This window comes from Holzapfeliella sp. JNUCC 72 (assembly GCF_053668685.1).
This window is the reverse complement of record NZ_CM132220.1, coordinates 136,088-160,825: the sequence shown is the minus strand read 5'-3', so window position 1 is coordinate 160,825 and position 24,738 is coordinate 136,088. Positions and strand designations below refer to the sequence as shown.

Genomic DNA, 24,738 nt, shown 5'->3' with positions numbered 1-24,738 from the left:
AATTAATCAAAAAAACTTACAAAATTGTAAGATAGTGACTTTTTAGCGTTTTATTCGCTTTTTTTCGTTAGATTAGTTATGATGAGAATACTAAAATTAATAGATGAGGTGACTTAATGCTCACAAATAATATTGAAAAAACTAAAGTTGTCGTTGCTGGTGTTGATGCACAAAAATTCAATTTTGATTACGCAATTTCAGAACTGAAAGAACTGGTTTTTGCCAACAACATGACAGTAGTTTCAACTATCACACAAAAACTAGATAATCCTGTTGCAGGGACTTACTTTGGTAAAGGTAAACTAGAAGAATTAAAACAATTATGTGAACACAAAGATGTCCAAACTGTCGTTTTAAATGATGAATTAACGCCCACTCAAATTCGAAATATCGAAAAGATAACTGGATTGAATGTGATTGACCGAACTGAGTTAATTCTAGAAATTTTTGCTCAACGCGCCAAAACAAAACAAGCAACCTTGCAAGTTAACTTAGCTCGCTTACAGTACGCTTTACCTCGCTTGCACCCTTCAGAAAACACGCTTGATCAACAACGCGGTGGTTCAGGGTTTGCTAACCGTGGTGCTGGTGAAACTAAACTTGAAATTAACCGCCGAACAATCCAAAAAGAAATCACCAGAATTAAGCGCCAACTTGAAGAAATTGAACAAACAACACTTACTCAACGCAAGGAACGTCAAAAAAGTGATTTACCTAAAGTTGCTTTAGTTGGGTATACTAACGCAGGCAAATCTTCAACAATGAACGCTTTGATTAAAGCATTCACTAAGAATCAGGAGGATAAGGCTGTTTTTGAAAAAGACATGTTGTTTGCCACACTTGATACGAGTGTTCGTCATATTCGTTTGCCACATCATCGAGAATTTATTTTGAGTGATACTGTTGGATTCGTTAGCCGCTTACCTCACAACCTGGTTGAAGCGTTCAAAGCAACGCTACTTGAAGCTAAAGAAGCTGATTTAATCGTACAAGTTGTCGATTACTCAGATCCTAACTACCGAGAAATGATGGCTACTACCGCAGAAGTGCTAAAAGAAATTGGCGCTGATAAAATCCCAATGATTTTAGCCTTCAATAAAGCTGATAAAACAGATACCCCTTATCCTCAAATTAACAGCGATGAAATTATCTACTCAGCAATCGAAAAACCATCAATTTTGCAATTTTCAGAATTTATCCAAAAACAAATTTTCAAAGATTACGAAACTGTTGATTTAATTATTCCTGCTACAGATGGTAAAACTTTATCCTACTTACAAGGAAAAACAGAAATTATTTCTCAAGAAATTAAAGAAGCTGATTTCTATATTAAAGCTGTTATTAATCCAAACGATAAAATTTGGTTGAAAGATTATCTCAAATAAAAAACTCACCTTAAAAGGTGAGTTTTTTTATTTGACTTGATTTTCACGTTTGATAAATTTAATTGAGTTCGCTAAGCGTTTCCAAACTGATTGGTCACTATACATCAGAACATTTGACGCATATAATTTTCCACCGAAGTAAGTGATTAATATCAAAAATACGACTGAAATCAGAAGAGACGCTATTCCCAGCCCCATACTCATGAATCCCATTCCGATTTTAGCAGGAGCTAAAAATGATGAAACTAGTGGTATATAGGATAAAAACTGAGTAATAATATTATTGCCACTCATCGAGTATATCGCTGCTAAATAACATATTAAAATAATATAACTTAGAGGTGCTACCATTTTAGGCCCATCTTCTGCTTTAGATGATAAAGATCCTAAAATAGCTGCGATAACAATAGTATAAATGATAGCCACTAACATAAATATGATAACAGACATAAAGAAAGGTGTTGCAATGACTTCATTAATAATAAAACTTCCAATTTCATTATCTTTAAAATAGGTTAAGCCAATCGCTGCAAGAATGCCATAAAAACCAACATAAACGGCAACCATCATTATCACTCCGATGATTTTGCCGTAGAAGTGTTGCTTAGCAGGTGCACTTGAAACAAGTACTTCCATGATTCGAGTGCCTTTTTCCGAAGCAATTTCTTGTACAACAATATTAGCAAAAGCTATCACAATAAAAAACAAGATAATTACAGAGCCCATAGCAACAAAATTATAAACTGATTTCTTAATCTCAGGATTAGATAGTGCTTGTGCCAGCGTTTCAGCATCATTGATATCCTTAAACTGAACCGTTGCGGGCTGGCTCAAAGTCGCTAATTGTTGATCTGAAATGCCAGCTTGCTTAGCAGTTAAATAACTTTGAGCTTGTGTCACAATTCCCGATAGTTTTTGTATAATCTCATTATTAGCATTGTCAGTCATAATTGTTAAATTATTGACTTGGTCAAAATCCACATAAGCCTGTATTTTTTTATCTTTTAATTCTGTTTTAGCTTCATCAATCGAACCAACTGGTTGAAAATCTTGATTAAAGGATTTTAATGTTTCTTTTGTTTGTTCATTTGTTGTGACAACGGCAATTTTTGTTGATTCATTAGGTTTTGAATCTGATTGGGACATCGAACCCGCTGTAAAAAATCCGACACTTGCTGAAAGTACAAATACTAATATCGGTAAAATAATCATAATCCAAAACGAAATAGTTTTGGCATTTTTCATAAACACATTACGTGCAATAATCCATGTTTTATTCATTTGGTGCACCTGCTTTCATTCTAAAGATTTCTTCAAGTGTTGGTGGTTGTTGATTAAACATTGGAATATAACCATTTTTTGTTGCTAAATCAAAAATAGCTTTTCCTGCTTTTTCATCTGTTAAAACAACTTCTAACACACCATCTTCATGAACGAATGCATTTTTTACACCTTCGACGTCTAAAACATCCTGCGGTGTTAAATCAGATTCTAAAAAGATTCTCGTACGTCCAAATGAACGACGGATTTCAGATACCTTACCTTTTAGAACTGTTTGACCACTCTTTAGCATAATTAAATGATCACAAATCTGTTCAACGTTATTCATATTATGACTTGAGAAAATAACGCATGCCCCTTGTTTTTTCAGTTCTAAAATACCATCTTGCAAGATTCCTGAATTGACAGGATCAAGTCCACTGAAAGGTTCATCTAAGATAACAAGTTTTGGATCATGCAATAATGTTGCAATCAATTGAACCTTCTGTTGATTTCCTTTAGATAACTTTTTCAGTTTGTCTTTTTTATTTCCTTTGACTTGAAATTTCTCCATCCAGTAATCAATTTTAGGTTCGATTTCTTTACGTTTTTTTCCTTTTAATTCGGCAAAAAAGATTAATTGATCACGAATTGATAGTTTGGGATATAATCCTCTTTCTTCAGGTAAATATCCGATAATATTATAATCATTAGCACTAATTTCTTGACCGTTCCAAAAAATTTGACCTTCATTTGCTTTTAAAAACTTTAATAGCAAACGGAAAGTCGTGGTTTTTCCAGCCCCATTTTGTCCAATTAACCCCATAATTTGACCCTCTTCAATTTTGAAAGATAGGTCTTGGACAGCTGTAATGTCACCAAATGCTTTGGTTACATTTTCAAACTCCAACATAATTGTGTAACTCTCTTTCCTATAGATATATTAAAAACACGTTCATCTTACCATAGAACGTGTTTTTTGATTGAAACATTAATAATATATTTAAAAATCTTTAATTTTTTAACCGACGATCAATGAATCCTGCAAATAGTGACAATACATAGTTCACAACGAAGTAAGTTACCGCCACTAAAATGAAAATTGGAATCATGTAATTTGTATCTTGTCCATAAATCACCTGTGCTCTTTGCATCAAGTCTGGCAACAAGATAATCGTTGCAAGTGACGTATCTTTAACTAATGAGATAAACTGACTCACAATCGGTGAGATCATTTTCTTCAATCCTTGTGGAAAAACGATATATCTCAACGTTTGTAAGTAAGACATCCCATTAGAACGAGCGGCTTCAGTCTGCCCTTTATCCACAGCTTCCAGTCCAGATCTAAAAATTTCAGCTAACATAGCAGACTCAAAAATTGTAAATGCAAAAATTGCTGCTGAAAATGTACTAAATCGAATACCGATTTGTGGTAATCCAAAGTAACTGAAAAATATAATTAATAGTAATGGCAGATTACGCACGATATCAACTAAGAATCCGACAAATGCGGATAATTTAGGGACTCGACTATAACGAATAATGCCAAGTATTGCACCAAATATAAAACTTAAAATAATTGAAATTACAGAAACTTGAATTGTAATCCACAATCCTTGTAACAAGTAATTTAAATTAATCCAAGTATAAGCTCCTGACCAGTTCATTGACTCACTCCTTCCACTTAGTTAGTTATTTTCTTTTCTAAATGACGCATGTAGTAACTCAATGGCATCGTCAAAATAAGATATAGTACACCAATAATTAAATAGGTTTGGTTGGTTTGGAATGTTGTAGAAGCAATACTGTTAGCTTGGTACATCAAGTCTGCCCCTGCCACAAACGCTAAAATACTAGAGTTTTTAACTAAGTTAATAAACTGGTTACCTAAAGGCGGAATCACCACTTTAAACGCTTGAGGTAATACAATGTACCACATCGCTTGCAAATAACTCATACCGTTAGAACGAGCGGCTTCCATCTGTCCCTTGCCAATACTCAAAATACCAGCTTTAACAACTTCAGCGATGAAGGCTGAAGTATAAATCGTTAACCCGATACTTCCAGCCATGAATCCATCAATTTTGATAACATACATTGGAATCACAATATAAAAAATCAAAACAATTACTAATAATGGAATGTTACGGAAAATTTCAACATAGGCTTTTCCAATAAAACGTAATAGTCGATTAGGACTGATTTCAAAAAGGGCAAATATCGTTCCTAAAATCAAACTACCAACTAAAGCAATTAAACTAGAAAGAATCGTATTTAATAGTCCTGTCATTAACTGTGGTAAATGTTCTTGTATAATCGTAATCATTTAACTTGGCTCACCTCAAATCCTGGAATTGATCCAAACCATTTGTTGACCAATTGGTCATAACTACCGTCTGATTTGGCCTGTGTCAGTGCTTTATTCAATCGATCTACAAAGGCTTCTTGGCCTTTGTTAGCTGCAATTCCATATGGTTCTGTTGTAAAGGCTCCGCCCACTACTTCGTAATCAGGGTTATTAGCAACTAATCCATATAAAATACCGTTATCTGAAGTCAACGCATCACCTTGACCTGATTTAAGTGCTGTAAAGGCTTGGGCTAAATCACTTAACTCTAAGATATTAGCCTCTGGAGCTGCTTTTTTAACATTCACAACAGAGTTCGACCCTTGCATTCCTAAAACTGTCTTAGAACTGTCTAAATCTTTCACACTTTTTACTGGGCTTCCCTTTTTCACTAACAGAGATTGTCCGGCGTTAAAATAAGACTGTGTAAAATCGAGTTGTTTTTGTCGAGCAGGTGTAATTGTCATGGTTGAAATCAAAGCATCCACGTTTCCATTTTTCAGCATTGGAACTCGGCTTGAACTAGTTACAGTTGCAAACTCAACTTTTACATCATCACCAAATGCCTTTTTAGATAATAGCTGTGCTAAGTCATCTTCAAATCCTTCATATTGACCATTTTCAACATTAATTAAACTAAATAACTTTTGGTCACCCTTGACACCCCAAGTTATCGTTTTAGTTTTTTCAACTCTTTCAACAACGCTTTGCTGTGCTAAACTTTGTCCACAAGCGGTCGTTAATAATCCTAGGACTAAAATAACACCTAAAGCGCCTAATTTTTTGAGTACTTTTGGCATACTTTTCACACTCCTAATGACCAATAACTTTACTTAAAAATTGCTGTGCACGCGGTTCTTTTGGTTTTTTGAAAAAGGCTTTTGGATCATTTGAATCTTCAAGAATCTGACCACTATCCATAAAAATGATTCGATCGCCAACTTCTCTTGCGAATCCCATTTCATGCGTAACCACAATCATTGTCATATCTTGACCTGCTACTTCTTTCATAACATTCAAAACATCACCAATCATTTCAGGATCAAGTGCACTTGTCGGTTCATCAAACAAAATAGCCTTTGGTTTCATTGCAAGTGAACGCGCAATAGCAATTCTTTGCTGTTGTCCACCAGATAATTGTGAAGGATATTTATTTGCTTGGTCTTTTAAACCAACCATTTCTAGTAGTTTTAATGCTGTTTGTTCTGCTTTTTTTGCATCTTCTTTTAGTACGATTCGAGGGGCTAATGTAATATTTTCTAAAATTGTTTTATTAGCGTATAAGTTAAAGTGTTGGAAAACCATCCCAACATCTTTTCTTAATTTGTTGATATCGACTTTAGGGTTGGATAAATCATGGCAATCAACAATTAATTGACCTTCGTTAATTTCTTCGAGTCCATTCATCGTTCTAAGTAGTGTACTCTTCCCTGATCCAGAAGGTCCTATAATAGAAACAATTTGTCCTTGATCAATATCTAAATTGATATTTTTCAATGCTTTAAACTCTCCATATGATTTCCCAACGTTCTTGAAGCTAATCAATGACATTTTGTTACATCCCTTTCTATCTCTTACCAAAGTTCAAATTAACATTGGCTTAAATTATCATGTTACTCACATCATTATACTATAAAATACTAATGTTTACATAATTTTACATAATTATTCGAATTGACTATAAAAAAAAAGACCGCAACAGCGGTCTTTTTAAAACTTTTCAACATTAAATTTAAATTATATATATTTATTAGCGATATTAAAGTACACGTACACCGAATGAAGGCATGAAGTATGATGAAATACTTGAAGTTTTAACGCCTTCACCTGGTTGAGGTGCATGGATGTATTGACCATTTCCAATGTATAAACCAACGTGGTATGAGTTTCCTTGGCTACCCCAGAATACTAAATCTCCAGCTTGTAATTGTGATACTGATACTTTACGTCCAGCTGATTCTTGAGCTACTGTGTAACCACCAATTTGACGACCAGTTGCTTGAGCAAATACATATTGCATTAAACCTGAACAGTCAAATCCAGCAGGAGTTTTTCCCCCCCATACATAAGGAATTCCACCTTGTGCTTGAGCCATGTTAATAACTGATTGTACTTGACTTGATGAAGCTTGAGAAACAGCACCTGCATCCGCAACGTATTGACCTTTAACCCATTGGTTGTTTCCTAAATCGTACCATAAGTTGCCTTGGTAGTCGTAAGTTTTGTTTGTTACTTTCCATTGTGAACCATGTGGTAATGTTTGGCCTGTTACGCTTCCACCTTGGTAACCATTCCAAACGGCTACAGAGTAACCTGAAACATAGTTGATTTGAACAGTTTGGTTAACTTCAGCAGCTTGTACCTGTTGGTTAGCGTCATTGTCCATACTATTTACAGCTGCTACTCCGGCAATTCCAAGAAATGCTGCTGATGTAATTGTTGATAGTCGTTTAGTAAAGTTCTTCAAAAGTGAATCCTCCGATAATTGTTTTTAAATTTAATGTTTGATTTCTTAATCGATGAATTCATTATATCTAAAGAATGTTTCAATTATGTTACAGAGATAATCCGATAGTATTACAATTATTATCATTGAAATTACAACTCAAGTTTATTATCTTATATAGTATGTGTTAAAATTCATAAAAAGGATGGATGAATATGGATAAAGAAAAACTAGCCGTTGGCCAAAATGTTAAAGCAAAAGTTGAAGAAGATATGAAAAAGCCATTTTCAGGCACAATTGAAAAGATTTATGAAAATTCAGTTATGTTAACAATTACTGATAACGATAAAGAAGACGATAACAATGTTATGGAACTAAACAAGAAAATTATCGTAAACCTTAAAAACATCAAGTTAAAATAAAAAAAAGACTAGCCAGTGGCTAGTCTTTTTTTTAATAGATAACTTGAACATTAGCGTACAAGATTCCTGCTGATGGAATAGCATAGTTTGGCATCGCAACATCTAATTGACGAGGATTACTGTAAGCAAAACCACCAGTATCATTTACCGTACGGTACCATACAGTACCATCAGATAATGTAATCTTTAATTTAGTTCCTTTTGGAAATACTGACAAGTTAGCAGCAACACCGCTGTAACCCATGTTTGAGCCTAAAACTTTTGGATCATAAAAACTTAGTTTAAATGTTCCTTGATTTGAAGTTTGTTCAGCAGCTTGAGAAACAGCCACTGCATTTTGAGTATAACGACTGTCAATCCATTGATTAACACCTAAGTCGTACCACAAGTTACCACTTGTATCTGTTGCTGTATTCGTCACTCTCCATGTTGTTCCATGACTTAAATATTGTCCAGTTAGTGACCCTTCAATGTATCCGTTCCAAACGGCAATACCATATCCAGGTACATAATTAACTGCTACATTTTCGCCTTTTGAGGCAGCTTGTACGTTGTTTGATTGTGTTGGTTTTGCAATAATAACCATTAAAACCGCAATCAAACTCGCAAAAATCGTTTTAATTGTCTTATTGTTTAAATTTTTCAAGGAAATTCCTCCGAAATAATGTTTTTGTTTTTTTATTTTAAATAACAGAAACCATTGTAACGAACGAATGTAACAAACAGGTTACAAAACCCCCTTTAAACAATTACAATTATGTAACAATCGCTAACTTTTCGATTTTTGTAGCCTAATTAAGGCTATAACGTAACCTAAAATTGCTGGCAATAACCATCCAAAACCCATTGACCCAAGCGGAATATATTGATTAATAAAATCAAATTGACCACCAGGATTTGCTAATGCCAACACATTGCAAATAATTGGCAATATCGCAAACGCAACAGAAAATCGATAATAGGCTGCTTGATTTCCAAATTTTGGTGAAATAAACATAATGAGAATCAAAATAAAAACGATGGGATAAACAAAGTTCAATAAATAGTTAGAATACATCAAGATGAAATTCAAGCCAAACATGGCAATCACAAATGATGAGATTGCACTCGCTTTATTGAAGTAACCCGAATTTATTCTAGGGTAAATCTCGCTCAATCCCTGTTCAAAGGAAGACATCAAGCCAATCGCGGTCTTTAAAGTTGCAGAAATTACAATAACCATCAACAACAGTCCACCTGCATCCCCTAAGTAGTGATGAACAACTTTAACTAAAATTTGACTACCGTTTGTCATCGGATCCATAATAGCCAAGCTAGTTGCACCCAAATAAACTAATCCAAAATAAACAAATGTAATCAAAACTACTGCTACTAGACTACTTTTTAGACTTTCTATGGCCAACTGTTTAGCATCACTTATTCCAAGATTTTGATAAGCTTTAACAATAATAAATCCAAAAATGACCGAAACCAATGCGTCCATCGTGTTGTATCCATCTAAAAATCCTTGAAGCATCGGGTTAGTCTGATAAGTTACGTTAAGCGGCTGGATCGAATCACCCATTTTAAAAATAAATACTAATCCAAAAACAATAGCTAATGTTATCAATAATAATGGTGTAAAAACCTTTCCAACAATGTTGACAATATTACGTGATTGTTGACTTAATCGATACACAATCACAAAATACCCTGCTGTGTATATTGCCATTACGAGCAAATAATATTGTTCAGGTATAAAGCTACCTAATCCCATTTCAAACGATACGCTAGCTAACCTAGGTAATAAAATCAGCGGTCCAATCACCAAATAAAGTAGCGTCCCAAATAATTTTCCAGGAATGGGCGCTAATTTGGTCATTAATTTTTTGAAATGGTATGTTTGACTTAAACATAAGCTTGCAATTCCGATTAAAATAAAACCACAATCAGATAAAATAAAGCCTAAAAAGGCTGGCAGATAATTAGACTGTGCTTGTTGACCTAAAAAAACAGGGAATATTAAATTCCCTGCTCCAAAAAAAAGACCAAAAGTCATTAAACCAATCAGCAAAGTTTGCTGAATTGTTACTTTTTTTGTATTCATTTTTTTACCTCTAAGAATTTTATTGAATGATTGGTAACTTGTCTCCTGCATAAAAGACTGACGTAATGAAATGACCGTATAAGGGCATCACAATTTTAATTTTTTGGTCTTTTTCTGCTAAATCGCCAACTTGTGTGATAGTTAGCGTTTGACTATAATCTGTATGATTTTCTATCTTTTTAGAGTCAATCGCAACTTTAAATTTATTTGTAATGTCATCATCATCTTGATTGTAAACTTTAAAATCTAAAGCTTCGATATTTTCACTAGATGTATTAAAGTGATAAGTAAACGGTTTTTCTTTTGAAATTTCAGAACGATTTAATTCAACATTTTTATGTTTAGTTAATTGACTATCTTGTAGCGCTTTTTTTGAAGCCATCATATATTGAGGGTTATCAAAACGGTAACTAATCGTTTTTCCTGCATTTTTCTTCATGAACTCAGAATCATTAATCAAACGATCCTTGTCAAAGTTAGTCCCTGTTAGCACGCGTACTAACCCTTGATTACGATAATTCCAATCGCTGTTAAAATTTGTCCCGTTATAGGTTAACGTTTGTCCTTCCGAATCTTCAAATATTAATGTTGCATCATCTGAAAAAGAATCAATATAAAATGGTGTTTTGATTTCTAAAATATGTCCTGCAGAAATGTCTGATGGGATTTGTATCTGTCCAGCACTATGTTGATATAGCATACCACCTTCTTGCGAGGTATAGGCCATTTGATCTGTGTGATTTTTAGTCTTATCAAAATATAAATCAGGTTGCAATGACTCTTGCCCTAATTTAGTTAGATGATAAGTTAAGTTCTCTCCTGATTTCAAACTGTCATTAGTTCTAGCTTTTGTGTACATATCACTAACGACACTTTTCTTTTGATGAGCAGCCACAAATCGAGAACCTTTGTAGGCACCAAACATCACAACTAATACAATCACTAGTAAAGATGTCGCCTTTAAAACTGATACTAAAAACTTTTTCATATATTATAAACTCCCTCAATTTAGCACTCACATAAAATTATAAAATAGATAACAAACTAAAGTCTAGCTATTATCTACTTTTGTCTCATTTATTTATGGTATCTTTTGATATCCGTATAAACAGGTTGACATTTACCAAAAATTTTACTTAAATTTACTATTGTGGCTCAGCACAAAAGTCATTATTTTACAGATGCAATTAATTAAAATTTTTATCTAAACTCTGTAAAGATATTGGGATTACCTTTTGATGTCTGTCAACCTTTTTTTATTCAAATTATTGCTTGACTTTAGACGGTAATCATCGCACAATCTACATCATGAGGTATTGAGTTACCTTGATCCCCACAAGATATTGTGGGGTATTTAATTTTCAAAATACACTTTCAAATGGCCATTATCGTCGCATTTAATGGGCATTTAATAATTTCTAGGGGGATTTTTATCATGACAGAATCAATCATGTACACTAAAAACAACTGCATGCAGTGCAAAATGATGAAACGTTTGCTTGCTCAAAAAGGTATCGAATTTAAAGAAGTTAATGTTGATGAAGATGCAAAGGCTTTAGAAGAACTAAAAGCCCAAGGTTACCGTAGCGTACCTGTTTTCTTCTCACCTGATCAAGATCCTATTGTTGGTTTTGCACCTAACAAAGTGAAAGACTTGGTTTTATCATGAAATTAGCTTTTTACACATTAACTGGTCAAACCAGAAGATTTATGAAGAAGTTAGATTTACCTTCTTATGAAATTAGTGATGAAGATCCATTTCATGAGATGAATGAACCTTTTATCTTAATTGTGCCGTCATATGAACTAGAACTTGTTGAAAGTATTCTTGAGTTCTTGGATTATGGCTCCAATGCTGAAAACTTAGTAGGTGTTGCTGGTGGTGGTAACAAGAACTTTAACCATCTTTACCTTCACACTGCTAAGAAAATTTCAGAACACTATGACGTTCCTATTATTTTTGATTTTGAATTTAATGGCACCAACAAAGATGTCGAAGAATTCAAGAAAGTTGTGAAAGAATATGAGTCTTAAAGATTTAAATATCAGTGACATTTCTTACTTTGTTTTAAACAACGAGGTAAACCGTCCTGTTGATAATCAAATCCCACTTAATAAAGATAAAGAAGCCTTGAAGGCTTTCTTCCACGAAAATGTAATTCCTAATGTTAAACAATTTAATAACTTAAAAGAAAAATTAGACTTTTTAATTGAACATGACTACATTGAGGCTGAATTTCTAGAACAATACTCTCAAGATTTTCTAGAAAACTTGCATAAGAGAATGGAAGATGCAAACTTCCGTTTCAAATCATTTATGGCAGCTTACAAGTTTTATAATCAATATGCTTTAAAAACTAACGATGGTGCTTATTATCTTGAGACCTTCATCGATAGGGTCTTTTTTAATGCCCTTTATTACGCAAACGGCGATGAAAAACTTGCAGAAGCTTTAGCTGATGAAATGGTTAGTCAACGCTACCAACCTGCAACACCTAGTTTTTTAAATGCTGGTAAAAAACGTCGTGGAGAATTTGTTTCTTGTTTCCTAATCCAAATGACTGATGATATGAACAGTATTGGGCGTGGAATTAACTCAGCACTTCAACTATCACGAATTGGTGGTGGGGTTGGGATTGCACTGTCAAACTTACGTGAATCTGGTGCCCCAATCAAAGGAATCGAAGGTGCTTCTAGTGGTGTTATTCCCGTTATGAAGTTACTTGAAGATTCATTTTCATACTCAAACCAATTGGGCCAACGCCAAGGTGCTGGTGCTGTTTACCTAAACGTTTTCCATCCAGACATCATCCAATTCTTGTCAGCTAAAAAAGAAAATGCTGATGAAAAAATCCGTGTTAAAACACTCTCTTTAGGTGTTGTGGTTCCCGACAAATATTATGAACTTGTACGTACTAACCAAGATATGTACCTATTCAGCCCTTACGATGTTGAACGCATCTACGGCGAACCTTTCTCATATGTTGATATTACAAAAGAGTATGACAATATGGTTCAAAATGATGAAATTCGCAAATATAAGATTAAAGCTCGTGAACTTGAAAATGAGATTTCAAAACTTCAACAAGAATCGGGTTATCCCTATATTTTAAATGTGGACACTGCTAACCGTGAAAACCCTGTTGACGGTAAAATTATCATGAGTAACTTATGTTCTGAAATCCAACAAGTTCAAACACCTGCCATCTTAAACGATAAGCAAGAGTTTGAACAAATGGGAACTGATATTAGCTGTAACCTTGGTTCAACAAACATTGGTAACTTAATGACAAGTCCTGACTTTGGAAAATCAGTTAAAACGATGACTCGTGCTTTGACTTTCATTTCAGATACTTCAAATATTGAAGCTGTTCCTACTGTTGCTAAAGGAAACCAATTAAGTCATTCAATTGGTCTTGGTGCTATGGGACTTCACTCATTCTTAGCTAAAGAACATATTCACTATGGCTCAAAAGAGGCTTTAGAGTTTGTGGATACTTACTTCATGCTACTAAATTACTGGACTTTAGCTGAAAGTAACCAAATTGCTCGCGAAAGAAAACAAACTTTCCACGATTTTGAAAAATCAACTTATGCAACAGGTGAATACTTTGATAAATACCTAACTCAAAGTTTTGCACCAAAATCAGATCGTGTAAAACAATTATTTGATGGGATTATGATTCCATCTCAACAAGACTGGCAAGATTTAAAAGAAGCTATCCAACAAGATGGCCTTTACAATGCTTATCGTTTAGCGATTGCCCCAACAGGTTCAATTTCTTACATTAACGATACTAGTGCTAGCCTTCACCCAATTACTCGTCTAATTGAAGAACGTACAGAGAAGAAAAATGGTAAATTATACTTCCCTGCACCTCACTTGGATAACGAAACAATTAAATACTACACTTCAGCTTATGATACAGATATGCGTAAAGTTATTGACACTTATGCTGTGGCTCAACAACATATTGATCAAGGGATGAGTTTAACACTCTTCTTACGTTCAACAATTCCTGAAGGATTGTACGAATGGAAAGAAGAAGAAGAACAAACCACACGTGATTTGAGCATCCTACGTAACTATGCTTACTACAAAGGTATTAAATCAATTTATTACGTACGTACTTTTACAGACGACTCACAAGAAGTTGGCTCTAATGAATGTGAAAGTTGTAGTATTTAACCGATAAAACAGCTAGACAGCCTTTAGCTGTTTTATTTATAATTAAAGTCTAAAACCCCCTATGGAGATGATATTTTGGAACAAGTAGATAATTATTATAAAGCGATAAACTGGAATGAAATTGAAGATACTATTGATAAAGCTACATGGGAAAAACTAACTGAACAATTTTGGTTAGATACACGTATCCCATTATCTAATGACTTAGACGACTGGCGTACACTAAAACCTGAAGAAAAGACAGTAGTTGGTCATGTTTTTGGTGGACTAACTTTACTTGATACACTTCAATCTCAAGATGGTATGGCTAAATTAAAAGAAAATGTTCGTACTCAAAAAGAAGAAGCTGTTTTAAACAACATTCAATTTATGGAATCTGTTCATGCTAAAAGTTACTCTTCAATCTTTAGTACTTTGAATACTAACGAAGAAATTAAAGAGATTTTTGATTGGACAGACCACAACGAATACTTGCAGAAAAAAGCAAAATACATTAATGATATCTATCAAGATGGCTCCCCTCTTCAAAAGAAAGTTGCTAGTGTTTTCCTTGAAACTTTCTTATTCTACTCTGGATTCTACACACCACTTTACTACTTGGGTAACAACAAGTTAGCTAATGTGGCTGAAATCATTAAATTGATTATCCGTGATGAATCTGTTCACGGAACTTACATCGGTTACAAGTTCCAACTTGGATTTAATGAACTAAGTGAAAAAGAACAAGAAGAAATGCAAGACTGGATGTATGACTTATTGTACAAACTTTACGAAAACGAAACACTTTACACACAAGATCTTTACGATGAAATCGGCTGGACAGAAGACGTTATGACTTTCCTTCGTTACAATGCTAACAAAGCTTTGATGAACTTAGGTCAAAACCCACTCTTCCCTGATACTGATGAAGATGTTAATCCAATCGTGATGAACGGCTTATCAACCGGAACATCAAACCACGACTTCTTCTCACAAGTTGGTAACGGTTACCTATTAGGTCACGTTTCCGCTATGAGAGATGACGATTACAACATCGGTTTAGATAACGACAAATAATTACCAAACAAAAAACATACTCAATTATTTTTGAGTATGTTTTTTTATTTTGCTTTTAAAATTATTAACCAAATATCCAGCTAGAAGGAAATAATAAGGTAAAAATTGGATCACATATCGTCCTCTTCCTGATTCAAATAATGATAAAAAGATAAAACCGCCTAGCACAGTCAGTGTAAGCCAATCTGTCGACAGCGATGAGGTTTGCTTCCTAAACAAGCTAGCAATCGAACAGGTTACGATAATCCACAGAACTAACCATATGACTTGTGCAAACCACTTAGTAACAGCTGTTTTTGACCCTTGACCATACAAAAACTTTCGTAAATTATTTTTTTCACTGTTAGCTTTTGAAGGGGTATCATTGACGACTTTTCCGCCACCTTCTTCATACCACCCCAGTGTGCCATCATTAAAAGTAATCGCATTTTTATATTTTAAGAAGTCAATGTAACCATCCCATCCTCTGTCAGTAACTCTTTGAACAAATTTATCCATATTCTTTTGTGAACGCTCGCTATAACTTTCAAAAGAACGTGTAAAATCTTGATCGGGTTGATTCCACCATCCTTTTTCAGAGGCTCCTATAGCTAGATAATGAGTCATAGGTGTCGCCAGCGTACTATTATATGCCACGATGGTTTGAACCTGATTGATTTTTTTAATGCCGTAAAATCCAGCCAAAAATCCCACTAGTAAACATCCTAGCAATTCGATTTTAAACAAGCTAAAATGGCGTGTTTTAAGCAAATTAATCGCACTAGCTAGCAAGAATGCAATAAAGAAAATGACTGAAGAGGCTTTAGTATAGTAACTAACTGATGCCATAAGACCTGCTACAACTACTAGCAATGCACAAAAAACTTTTTGACTTTGGTAATGCTTCGCTAATAAAAGTAGCACAATGGTTAATAGTGCAGGCAGTAGTGATAATGTGTCTGAATACGGAACCACTGACAATGGTGAAAAGGTGAAATAGATTGAAAATAATCCCACCGAAAACAGTGCGGCTATTGATGAGAGTAGCTTTTTAGCAATGTAGGCAAATAACAAACTAGCTATCAGAATAACAATCATATTCATTCTATCGAGTGCCAGCCAGCTTAATTGTCTACCAAACAAATTAGTTACAATGTTTGTGAACTGGTACATATACATCGTCATCATGTTATTAGGATTATAAGAAAAATAGTTAGGATAAACGTCTCCATTTCCGGTTATCCATTGAAAAATTGTCCAAGGATCCCATCCTTCTATATCCAACGCTACTTCGTGAATCAAAAATAATTGCCATACAAAAGCAATACCAGTTATTCCAAAAACAATATACCAATAAGCTTTAGTAGTTAAACGCGTTTGCCTGAATTTGATGGCAAGTAAAACTATCCCAGCTAATAAAATTACCAAAAACAAAGACACTATCATCGTCAGTTTTCCCGGATAAGGTAAACTCTGAAATTGTGCCATTATTTTTGGTAAAAAGTTAGCAATATAAATAAGTATAATTAATAAAATAAAAAATCTAACACTACGATATACTCGTGGCAAGATTAATCCCCCCTAATAATAATTATGAAGTCCCCCTCCATAATTTTATTAAAGACCTCTTAGGGCGATTTGTCACGGGTTTATTTGCCTAGATAACCAACAATCATTGAAATAATTAAAATAACCAATACGATCGAAGTTATCCACATATATAAATAATCTGATTCTTTAAAAAAGGCATATATTGAAATAACAACTCTTAAGACAGGTGTTAAGATCAACAATAAGATTCCTAAGGCCATCACTGCATAGGGTTTTAATGCAACTGATCCCATGAAGACCTCAGACAAACTAGCTGGCATGTTATTGTCTGCGTAACCACTGTTACCTTGAATTAACAGCAATAAAACACCTAGCGCCATCACAATCGCTGCAATAATGACACCCACTCTTAAAATCTTACCTATTAAAAGTTCAACATCTTGCATTTCTTTTTGTTTGTCGTTCATCTTACATCACCCCGAATCCTTTAAGTGCCATCTGAATTCCCATATATAAAATAATAGGAATAAAAATCATTCTGATTACTTTTGGTTTTAAGTGAACCATAATACGAGATCCAATCATAGCACCCAATAAAATACCTAATGCCAGTGGTGCTGCAATATCAAATCGCATTGACCCATTAAAGAAATAAACAGTCGCGCTAGCTGCAGCTGTAACTCCCATCATCAAATTACTGGTAGCTGTTGAAGGTTTAAGTGGCATTTTCATAATTGTATCCATTGCAATCACTTTAAAAGCACCACTACCGATTCCAAGCAGTCCACTTGCAAATCCTGCACCCGTCATCATAGCAAATCCACCAGGAACATTTTTAACTGCATATGAGACTTCTTTTTGAGCTTGATGGTCATAGTACTGGCCATTCAATTTTAGCTTCTTAGACCACTTATCATCTTCATTTTGAACAACATTTTTTTGTTTGTTACGTAATTTGCGATACATATTGTAAGCTGAATAAACAAGTAGTAGCCCAAATAGAACTGACAAGAAGCTAGAAGGTACCAGTCCCGTTAAGACTGCTCCAATAATTGCCCCTGTTGTAGTAGCCAACTCTAAAAACATGGCAACACGAAGATTTAATAGCTCATCTTTCAAATAAGCAACGCTAGCTCCAGAACTTGTTGCAATAACAGCAATAACACTCGCACCAATCGCGTACTTAATATCTAATCCTAAAGCAATGGTTAAAAATGGGGTGATAATCATTCCCCCACCAATTCCAAGAATTGATCCTAAAGTTCCGGCAACAATTCCAACCAGCATCATCAGCAAAACTTGTGTAATCATTTTTTAGCCTTCTTTGTTGTTTTTTTAGTCGACTTTTTCGCCGTTTTCTTTGTTTCTTTTTTAGGTTCTGCTTTTTTTGGTTCTTCAACTTGATAATCTTTAACTAATTGAATTTGTGTCTCGATCCAAGCAATCATTGGCTCTTCAAAACTTTCTTCATTAGCAATAAAATCATCAGCTGTTGCCAATTGATCAATTCTAAATCCTGACTTGTTTAAAAAATCTGAACTAGCTGTCATATAAACAGCAACTTCACGGTTATCTTCTTCCGTCATAATTTTAGTGACCTTATCGACATTCTCATATGGTAAATTAACAATTCCTGTCTCAACTCCCACAGTTAGAGGTCTACGACCTTCTAGGTGAAGTTGATGTTGTGACATATAGCCAGAATTAAGATTTTCTGCAACATCCATCAGAGTTTCGTGAACAAATTTTTTAAGTTTTGTTTTGTTTAATTCACTACGTTTCATTGTAGTTAATTGTTTTTGATATTTATCTTCTTTTATCAATTCGACAAAATTTAATACGTTCATTTCCAATTGAACAACCCTACTTTATTTGTATTATTAATAAGTTGGCATCCCTGTCACCAAAACAACTTATCGCAATATTCACAATACCCTACGACTATCAGATATGCAAATTTTGTTTGTGAAATTTTATTTGAAAGGCAAAAAATAATTACTCAAGATAACACTTTTAAATTTAGCCAATAAAAAAAGCCCTATAACAAATATAGGACTTTTTTGTTTTATATTATTGAGCTTGGATAGCAGTTTCAAGTGCTAGTTCTACCATTTTACCAAAACCTTCTTGGCGTTCATCTGAACTAGTTTGTTCACCTGTGATTAAGTGATCACTTACAGTCAAGATACCTAACGCACGGCAGTTGTATTTTGCGGCTAGCATGTATAATGCTGGAATTTCCATTTCAAGACATAATAGGTTGTATTCACGTAATTTGTCTTTGTTCATTTCGTCATTGTAGAAACGATCTTCACCAAATGTATTCCCAACATGATAAGTTAAGCCTTCTTCTTCAGCTAACTCAACAGATTTACGTAATAAACCAAAATCTGAAATAGGTGCATAGAAAATACCATCACCAAAAGTTGTACGGATAATGTTTGAATCTGTACTTGCAGCTTGTGAAATAACAATGTCACGAACTTTAACTTCTTCACGAATAGAACCTGTTGTTCCGACACGAATTAAAGTTTTAACACCGTAATCGCGCATTAATTCATTAGCATAGATACTCATTGAAGGCATTCCCATTCCTGTTGCTTGAACAGAAATTTCAACACCTTTGTAAGTTCCTGTGTAACCAAATGTGTTACGCACACTGTTATATAGTTTTGCATCTTCTAAAAAGTTTTCTGCGATAAATTTAGCACGCAATGGATCTCCTGGTAGAAGTACAATTGATGCGATTTCGCCTTTTTCAGCTTGAATATGTGGTGTTGCCATAGTATTAATCCCCCGTATTATTTTAATTGGTTTAAAAAGCTTGTCCCGTGTTCTGTTCCTTTAACGTCAAAGTTGTCTAAAATTGTTTGACCTAAGTCAGAAAATGTTTGACGTGTACCCAAATCTTGACCACCCATCAATGATGGACTGTAAGCAAGTAATGGTACAAATTCACGTGTATGATCAGTTCCCTTAAATCCTGGATCATTACCATGGTCCGCTGTAATCATTAGCAAATCATCTTCTTTAAGTAAAGGTAGTAATTCACCTAGTCGGCGATCAAAGTCCATTAAAGCATCCCCATAACCTTGAATGTTACGGCGGTGACCATACATCGCGTCAAAATCAACAAGGTTCGCAAATAAGAATCCTCTGAACTCTCGGTCGCTTAACTCAATCACTTTGTCCATACCATCCATATTACTTGTTGTATGGAAGCCTTCAGTAATTCCTTGACCACTAAAGATGTCTTCTGTTTTTCCAACAGCAATCACTTCATACCCTGCTTCTTTTAAACGGTCTAAATCAGTTGGTTTTTCAGGTAGTAACGCATAGTCATGACGATCACTCGTACGTTCGAAGTTATCCTTGTTTGTTCCGACATAAGGACGTGCAATTACGCGACCAATACGGTAAGGTGCATCAATCGTGATTGAACGCACGTAACGACAAAGATCATGCAATTCTTCAAGCGGCATGATAGCCGTATTAGCTGCAATCTGTAAAACAGAATCACCTGAAGTATAAACAATCAAATCACCTGTCTTGAGTTGATGTTCACCGTACTCTTCAATAACTTCTGTTCCTGAGTAAGGTTTGTTTACAATCACTTTGCGTCCGCTGTAATCTTCAATTTTTTTGATTAATGCATCATCAAATCCATCAGGGAAAAAGCCAAGTGATTCAGTCACAGGTAGACCCATCATTTCAAAGTGTCCATCCATACTGTCTTTTCCAACCGAAACTTCTTGCATCTTACCAAAACTTGCTAAGGGGCTTGCGGCAATTGGAACATTAGCAATTGGATTGTCTGGTCTAATGTTTGATAATCCTAATTTTTGTAAATTTTTTAGTTCAAAGTGACCTTGATAGCCACTTCCAATATGACCTAAAGTATCGGCACCTTCATCGTCATATTTTTGTGCATCGAGCGCTTGTCCAATTCCAACGGAATCAAGCACAATAACAAAAACACGTCTAAACTGAGTCATGTATTGGCCTCCAAAAATTTTTAAACTCATTTCATAAAATGTTCGGATTTTATCTGAAACATTTTTGAATATACCTTTATTTTAACAAAAAAGTTGGTTTTTTGCGCGTTTTTTACATAAATACCCGAATTATTTAACAAAAAACAAGGCGATCACTAGGCCAATTGCTGCAATTGCAACAGCTACTATGAATGATAAGAAATGGCTCAAAGCCAGTAACGTCATCAAAACTGTCATTCCAAGTGCTGCGGCAATTTCTCTTATCGTAGAAAAGACTGCATTACCATCGACTGTATAGTCCTTGTTCAAGTGTTCCATAGCGTGAGGTAGTGATGGAATTAAGACTAATCCAAGCCCACCTATTCTAATCATATAAAAGATTGTAATCGCGACTAATGATAATGATTCAATCATTAAATAAGGTAATGTTCCTAAAATTAGAATTGAAAATCCAACGATTGCTAACTTTTTATACCCAAATTTTTGATATAAACGACCTGAGAATGGACTGATAACACCCAGTAGTAGTGATCCTGGTAGTAAAATTAGTCCAGTTGTCAAAGCATCTAAATTATTTGCCTGTTGTAGATATAATGGAATAACTAGTTCAACACCAAGTAGTGAGAAGTTACAGATAGATGCTAACAGCATTGGCAGTGTAAACGTCTTATTTTTAAGGACACGCAAGTTCATCAAATAGTTTTTGATTGTTAGTTGTCTGCGACAGAACAAAGTTAAAATTACAATTCCAAGCACTAGCATAGCTACTGTCATCAAGTCCACTTGATGATGTTCGCCCATCAATGATAATGAGGATAGTAATAGCCCAAATCCAAGCGTTGAATAGGCTAAAGATTTAAAATCCAGTTTTCTTTCTTCATGTGGACTGATATCAAAAATTAATTTAAACCCTAAAATAAATAAAACCAAACTCAAAATAAAGACAATTAAAAATAAACTTCTAAAAGAAGTATAGTGTAAAACAAATCCTGATAAAACTGGTCCGATAGCTGGACCAATTGCAATAATCATCCCGACTAATCCAAAAATAAAAGGCCTACGGCTTTTTTCATAGATTACTAGCACAACATTTTGAACGAGTGGCATTAAAGTCCCCGCAACAATTGCTTGTAAAACTCTCCCTAAAAGCAGAATATAAAAATTAGGTGATACTAAACAAATTAAAGAACCTATAGCAAATAATCCCATCATTGTAACGTAAATTAGTCGCGTCGAGAAATTATAAAAGATAAATGCTGAAGTTGGGATCATCAACCCCAACACCAAAATATAAAGTGAACTCAGCCAATGAACGACTGAAGATGATACGTCAAATGTTTGCATTACAGCAAATAACGCATTATTTAAAAATGTTTCTGTTATCAAAGCTATCAATAAACTGGTTAAAAATAACCCCATCATGCTATTTTTTTGAGAATTAGTCATGATTACGCCTCCTTTGTAGTTAAATAAAAAAATCACCTAACGTTAAAAACGTTAGGTGATTAAAATGAAGCATCTTATCAAGATAAGATGTGAAAAGCAGTTCACATCTACTTTTCAACTCCGCACTTCCTGTGCTGTGATTGAACACTAGGTGTCTTCGTTGCTTGAAATTGTACATCGCTGTACTTTTTCGACTCATCGCATAAATTCATTATATGCTATTTCAAACAACTTTTCAAATTTTCTTACCATAAATATCTACACTTACAATCTTATCTTTAATTGTGGCAATATCTGGATATTGACCATAGTGAGCATACTTGTTTTTTTCAAATAAGTGCTTGCTAGCTTCGTTATGCGAAAAAATTAACGCTACAATATTTTGGTAACCTAATTTTCGTGCTTGCTGTTCGCTGAAGGCAATCGCTTGAGTCGCTAACCCTTTACCTTGAAAAGCTTCATCTATATAAATACTGATTTCGACACTAATGTCATAAACCATGCGATCATACATTTTGGATAAACTGACCCATCCCATCACATTGCCATACGAATTCACCATCAACCATAAGGGATGGTTCGTTCCTAAATGCTGATTGAACCAATCAACTTTTTCTTCAACTGTCACAACGTTAACATCAGGTGCTGCTTTTAATGTTAAAACACCCTGATTATAAATTCTAACAACCTCAGGTAAATCGCTTTTTTCTGCTAATCTAAAGTTTACATCCACCACTGAAAATCCCCCTGTATTTCTTACAACAAATTACTTGCTTATAATTTTAAATAAGTGGTAAAGTCTTCTATATATACTTATTAACCCATAAATTAATAATATTTAGGAGGAAACTTTTTATGAAGACTTTAATACCTTTTTTAAAACGGTATAACAAAGATATCTTATTTTCAAGTATCGGTGTCATCATAGTTGCTTTTGCAACACTTTGGCAACCCCACTTACTTCAAAATATGATTAGTGCCATCATGGCTAACGATAATTCTAACATCGTTAACCTTGGGACTCAGCTAGTTGCACTTGCACTAGTTGGAATCATTGCGGGTGTTTTCAATACATACTTTGCTGCTAAAGTCGCTCAAGGCGTCGCAGCGGATATGCGTGAAGCAACTTACCGTAAGATTCAAAGCTTTTCATTATCAAATATCGAAGAGCTTTCATCAGCTAACTTGGTTGTTCGTATGACTAACGATATTAACCAAGTGCAACTGATTATCATGAACTTCTTACAACAGATTATGCGTGTTCCCATCTTATTTATTGGGGCATTTGTTTTGTCAGTTATCACACTGCCACAATTATGGTGGATGATTATCGTGATGATGATTGCCATCGTCTTGGTCTGTGCTTTTTCATTTACTAAAATGGGTAAATACTTTGGTAAGATTCAAACTTACATCGAAAATAATAACCGTTTAGCACGTGAAAACTTAATGGGTATGCGTGTGGTTAAATCTTTTGTTCAAGAAGATAGTCAATACAAAAACTTTGAAAAATCTTCTGATGAAATGACTGGTTTAACTATTGTTATCGGTAACTTGTTCTCAATTATCGTGCCTTCATTTTTCTTAATTGGTAACTTAGCAGTTGCGGCATCTATTTTCTTGATTGGTGATATGGTTAACACTAACCCAGATTTATTAGCCTCTATTACAGCTTTCACACAATACTTAATGCAAATTTTATTTGCAATTATTACTGCTGGACTTATGCTAACCACTTCTTCACGTGCGTTTGTTTCATTAAAACGTCTTCAAGAAATTTTTGAAACCAAACCTGGTTTGCAATTCCCAGATGTTGCACCTGAAAAATTAGATGGTTCAGTTGAGTTTGACCACGTGTCATTCACTTATCCTGGTGATGATGAACCTACAATTAAAGATGTTAGCTTCTCTGCTAAACCCGGTGAACAAATTGGGATTGTTGGGGCTACTGGTTCAGGTAAATCAACACTTGCACAATTGATTCCGCGTCTTTATGATCCACAAGAAGGTGTAGTTAAAGTTGGTGGTAAAAACATCAAAGATGTTAACCAAAAATCACTGCAAGAAGCAATTTCGTTTGTTCTACAACGTTCAACATTGTTCTCTGGAACAATTGCAGAAAACTTACGTCAAGGTAACGAAAATGCCACTTTAGAAGATATGAAATGGGCTGCAAATATTGCCCAAGCATCCGAATTTATCGAAAAACTTGATGGCAAATATGACGCTAAAGTTGAAGAACGTAGTGCTAACTTCTCAGGTGGACAAAAACAACGTCTATCTATTACACGTGGTGTTATTTCACATCCTGAAATTTTAATTCTAGATGATTCAACCAGTGCTTTGGATGCTCAATCTGAAAAGAAAGTTCAAGAAGCACTTGATAAGGATCTTAAAGGTACAACAACTTTTATTATCTCAGAAAAAATTTCTTCAATTATTAACGCTAACAAGATTCTAGTTCTTGACCACGGTAAAATCGTAGGTGTCGGAACTCACGAAGAACTAGTTAAAAATAACGAATACTATCAAGAAATTTACAACACACAAATTGCAAAAGACGAATAGTGAGGAGG

General features: G+C 34.5%; 25 protein-coding genes. 7 read left to right on the top strand and 18 right to left on the bottom strand.

The genetic code is table 11. The features are described 5' to 3' along the window. Positions 1 to 116 precede the first annotated feature (116 nt). A complete protein-coding gene (gene hflX, locus JNUCC72_RS00755) occupies positions 117 to 1,385 on the top strand; it encodes a GTPase HflX (protein ID WP_454143958.1) in 1,269 nt (422 codons plus the stop codon). Positions 1,386 to 1,412: 27 nt separating this feature from the next. Here the strand turns inward: hflX and JNUCC72_RS00750 are convergent, their stop codons facing one another. The 7 genes from JNUCC72_RS00750 to JNUCC72_RS00720 all read right to left on the bottom strand — a co-directional run bounded on the left by JNUCC72_RS00750 (position 1,413) and on the right by JNUCC72_RS00720 (position 7,459). Beyond that, complete coding sequence (locus JNUCC72_RS00750; protein ID WP_454143956.1) at positions 1,413 to 2,666, bottom strand: ABC transporter permease; 1,254 nt, start codon at positions 2,664 to 2,666, stop codon at positions 1,413 to 1,415. Further along, on the bottom strand, positions 2,659 to 3,558 hold the full coding sequence (locus tag JNUCC72_RS00745; RefSeq protein WP_454143954.1) for an ABC transporter ATP-binding protein: 900 nt from the start codon (positions 3,556 to 3,558) through the stop codon (positions 2,659 to 2,661). Before JNUCC72_RS00745 ends, JNUCC72_RS00750 begins: the two co-directional genes overlap by 8 nt. 100 nt (positions 3,559 to 3,658) lie before the next feature. Next, a complete protein-coding gene (locus tag JNUCC72_RS00740; protein ID WP_454143952.1) occupies positions 3,659 to 4,312 on the bottom strand; it encodes an amino acid ABC transporter permease in 654 nt (217 codons plus the stop codon). A 17-nt stretch (positions 4,313 to 4,329) separates the two neighbouring features. Further along, the gene (locus JNUCC72_RS00735; RefSeq protein WP_454143950.1) at positions 4,330 to 4,971 is read right to left on the bottom strand and encodes an amino acid ABC transporter permease; all 642 of its coding nucleotides are present in this window, start codon (positions 4,969 to 4,971) and stop codon (positions 4,330 to 4,332) included. Beyond that, positions 4,968 to 5,792, bottom strand: a complete 825-nt coding sequence (locus tag JNUCC72_RS00730; protein ID WP_454143948.1) for a transporter substrate-binding domain-containing protein — start codon at positions 5,790 to 5,792, stop codon at positions 4,968 to 4,970. Before JNUCC72_RS00730 ends, JNUCC72_RS00735 begins: the two co-directional genes overlap by 4 nt. Before the next feature lie 13 nt (positions 5,793 to 5,805). Beyond that, entirely contained in the window at positions 5,806 to 6,543 is a 738-nt protein-coding gene (locus JNUCC72_RS00725) for an amino acid ABC transporter ATP-binding protein (RefSeq protein WP_454143946.1), read from the bottom strand. Between the two features lie 208 nt (positions 6,544 to 6,751). Continuing rightward, positions 6,752 to 7,459, bottom strand: coding sequence for a C40 family peptidase (locus JNUCC72_RS00720; protein ID WP_454143944.1), 708 nt, complete (start codon positions 7,457 to 7,459; stop codon positions 6,752 to 6,754). Between the two features lie 194 nt (positions 7,460 to 7,653). Here JNUCC72_RS00720 and JNUCC72_RS00715 point away from each other — a divergent pair, with 194 nt between their 5' ends. Then, positions 7,654 to 7,860 (top strand): DUF2187 domain-containing protein, encoded by a 207-nt coding sequence (locus JNUCC72_RS00715; protein ID WP_454143942.1) that lies wholly within the window; start codon positions 7,654 to 7,656, stop codon positions 7,858 to 7,860. Positions 7,861 to 7,891: 31 nt separating this feature from the next. Here JNUCC72_RS00715 and JNUCC72_RS00710 read toward each other — a convergent pair whose 3' ends face one another. The 3 genes from JNUCC72_RS00710 to JNUCC72_RS00700 form a co-directional block, all read right to left on the bottom strand. Next, a complete protein-coding gene (locus JNUCC72_RS00710) occupies positions 7,892 to 8,506 on the bottom strand; it encodes a hypothetical protein (protein WP_454143940.1) in 615 nt (204 codons plus the stop codon). Positions 8,507 to 8,629: 123 nt separating this feature from the next. Then, positions 8,630 to 9,946 carry a branched-chain amino acid transport system II carrier protein gene (gene brnQ / locus JNUCC72_RS00705; RefSeq protein ID WP_454143938.1) on the bottom strand — a complete coding sequence of 439 codons (1,317 nt, stop codon included), beginning with the start codon at positions 9,944 to 9,946 and terminating at the stop codon, positions 8,630 to 8,632. Positions 9,947 to 9,965: 19 nt separating this feature from the next. Continuing rightward, on the bottom strand, positions 9,966 to 10,934 hold the full coding sequence (locus JNUCC72_RS00700) for a hypothetical protein (RefSeq protein ID WP_454143936.1): 969 nt from the start codon (positions 10,932 to 10,934) through the stop codon (positions 9,966 to 9,968). A 447-nt stretch (positions 10,935 to 11,381) separates the two neighbouring features. On the opposite strand from JNUCC72_RS00700, the gene nrdH reads away from it, so the two are divergent. The 4 genes from nrdH to nrdF all read left to right on the top strand — a co-directional run bounded on the left by nrdH (position 11,382) and on the right by nrdF (position 15,191). Beyond that, positions 11,382 to 11,615, top strand: coding sequence for a glutaredoxin-like protein NrdH (gene nrdH, locus JNUCC72_RS00695; protein WP_454143934.1), 234 nt, complete (start codon positions 11,382 to 11,384; stop codon positions 11,613 to 11,615). Then, positions 11,612 to 11,980 carry a class Ib ribonucleoside-diphosphate reductase assembly flavoprotein NrdI gene (nrdI, locus tag JNUCC72_RS00690; RefSeq protein ID WP_339968173.1) on the top strand — a complete coding sequence of 123 codons (369 nt, stop codon included), beginning with the start codon at positions 11,612 to 11,614 and terminating at the stop codon, positions 11,978 to 11,980. Before nrdH ends, nrdI begins: the two co-directional genes overlap by 4 nt. Then, on the top strand, positions 11,970 to 14,135 hold the full coding sequence (nrdE, locus tag JNUCC72_RS00685) for a class 1b ribonucleoside-diphosphate reductase subunit alpha (protein ID WP_454143932.1): 2,166 nt from the start codon (positions 11,970 to 11,972) through the stop codon (positions 14,133 to 14,135). Before nrdI ends, nrdE begins: the two co-directional genes overlap by 11 nt. A 75-nt stretch (positions 14,136 to 14,210) precedes the next feature. Further along, positions 14,211 to 15,191 carry a class 1b ribonucleoside-diphosphate reductase subunit beta gene (gene nrdF / locus JNUCC72_RS00680; RefSeq protein ID WP_454143930.1) on the top strand — a complete coding sequence of 327 codons (981 nt, stop codon included), beginning with the start codon at positions 14,211 to 14,213 and terminating at the stop codon, positions 15,189 to 15,191. A gap of 24 nt (positions 15,192 to 15,215) precedes the next feature. Here nrdF and JNUCC72_RS00675 read toward each other — a convergent pair whose 3' ends face one another. The 8 genes from JNUCC72_RS00675 to JNUCC72_RS00640 all read right to left on the bottom strand — a co-directional run bounded on the left by JNUCC72_RS00675 (position 15,216) and on the right by JNUCC72_RS00640 (position 22,898). Continuing rightward, positions 15,216 to 16,739, bottom strand: a complete 1,524-nt coding sequence (locus tag JNUCC72_RS00675; RefSeq protein ID WP_454143928.1) for a glycosyltransferase-like membrane protein — start codon at positions 16,737 to 16,739, stop codon at positions 15,216 to 15,218. 80 nt (positions 16,740 to 16,819) lie between these two features. Continuing rightward, entirely contained in the window at positions 16,820 to 17,188 is a 369-nt protein-coding gene (locus JNUCC72_RS00670; RefSeq protein WP_454143926.1) for a DUF1634 domain-containing protein, read from the bottom strand. A 1-nt stretch (position 17,189) separates the two neighbouring features. After that, positions 17,190 to 18,032 carry a sulfite exporter TauE/SafE family protein gene (locus tag JNUCC72_RS00665; protein ID WP_454143924.1) on the bottom strand — a complete coding sequence of 281 codons (843 nt, stop codon included), beginning with the start codon at positions 18,030 to 18,032 and terminating at the stop codon, positions 17,190 to 17,192. Beyond that, complete coding sequence (locus JNUCC72_RS00660) at positions 18,029 to 18,574, bottom strand: hypothetical protein (RefSeq protein WP_454143922.1); 546 nt, start codon at positions 18,572 to 18,574, stop codon at positions 18,029 to 18,031. Before JNUCC72_RS00660 ends, JNUCC72_RS00665 begins: the two co-directional genes overlap by 4 nt. A 217-nt stretch (positions 18,575 to 18,791) precedes the next feature. Then, a complete protein-coding gene (deoD, locus tag JNUCC72_RS00655) occupies positions 18,792 to 19,505 on the bottom strand; it encodes a purine-nucleoside phosphorylase (protein ID WP_454143920.1) in 714 nt (237 codons plus the stop codon). Between the two features lie 17 nt (positions 19,506 to 19,522). Continuing rightward, entirely contained in the window at positions 19,523 to 20,716 is a 1,194-nt protein-coding gene (locus tag JNUCC72_RS00650; protein ID WP_454143918.1) for a phosphopentomutase, read from the bottom strand. A 129-nt stretch (positions 20,717 to 20,845) separates the two neighbouring features. Then, entirely contained in the window at positions 20,846 to 22,162 is a 1,317-nt protein-coding gene (locus JNUCC72_RS00645) for an MFS transporter (RefSeq protein ID WP_454143916.1), read from the bottom strand. A 235-nt stretch (positions 22,163 to 22,397) separates the two neighbouring features. After that, a complete protein-coding gene (locus JNUCC72_RS00640) occupies positions 22,398 to 22,898 on the bottom strand; it encodes a GNAT family N-acetyltransferase (protein WP_454143914.1) in 501 nt (166 codons plus the stop codon). A gap of 119 nt (positions 22,899 to 23,017) precedes the next feature. On the opposite strand from JNUCC72_RS00640, the gene JNUCC72_RS00635 reads away from it, so the two are divergent. After that, positions 23,018 to 24,730 (top strand): ABC transporter ATP-binding protein, encoded by a 1,713-nt coding sequence (locus JNUCC72_RS00635; RefSeq protein ID WP_454143912.1) that lies wholly within the window; start codon positions 23,018 to 23,020, stop codon positions 24,728 to 24,730. The last annotated feature ends 8 nt before the right edge of the window (positions 24,731 to 24,738 follow it).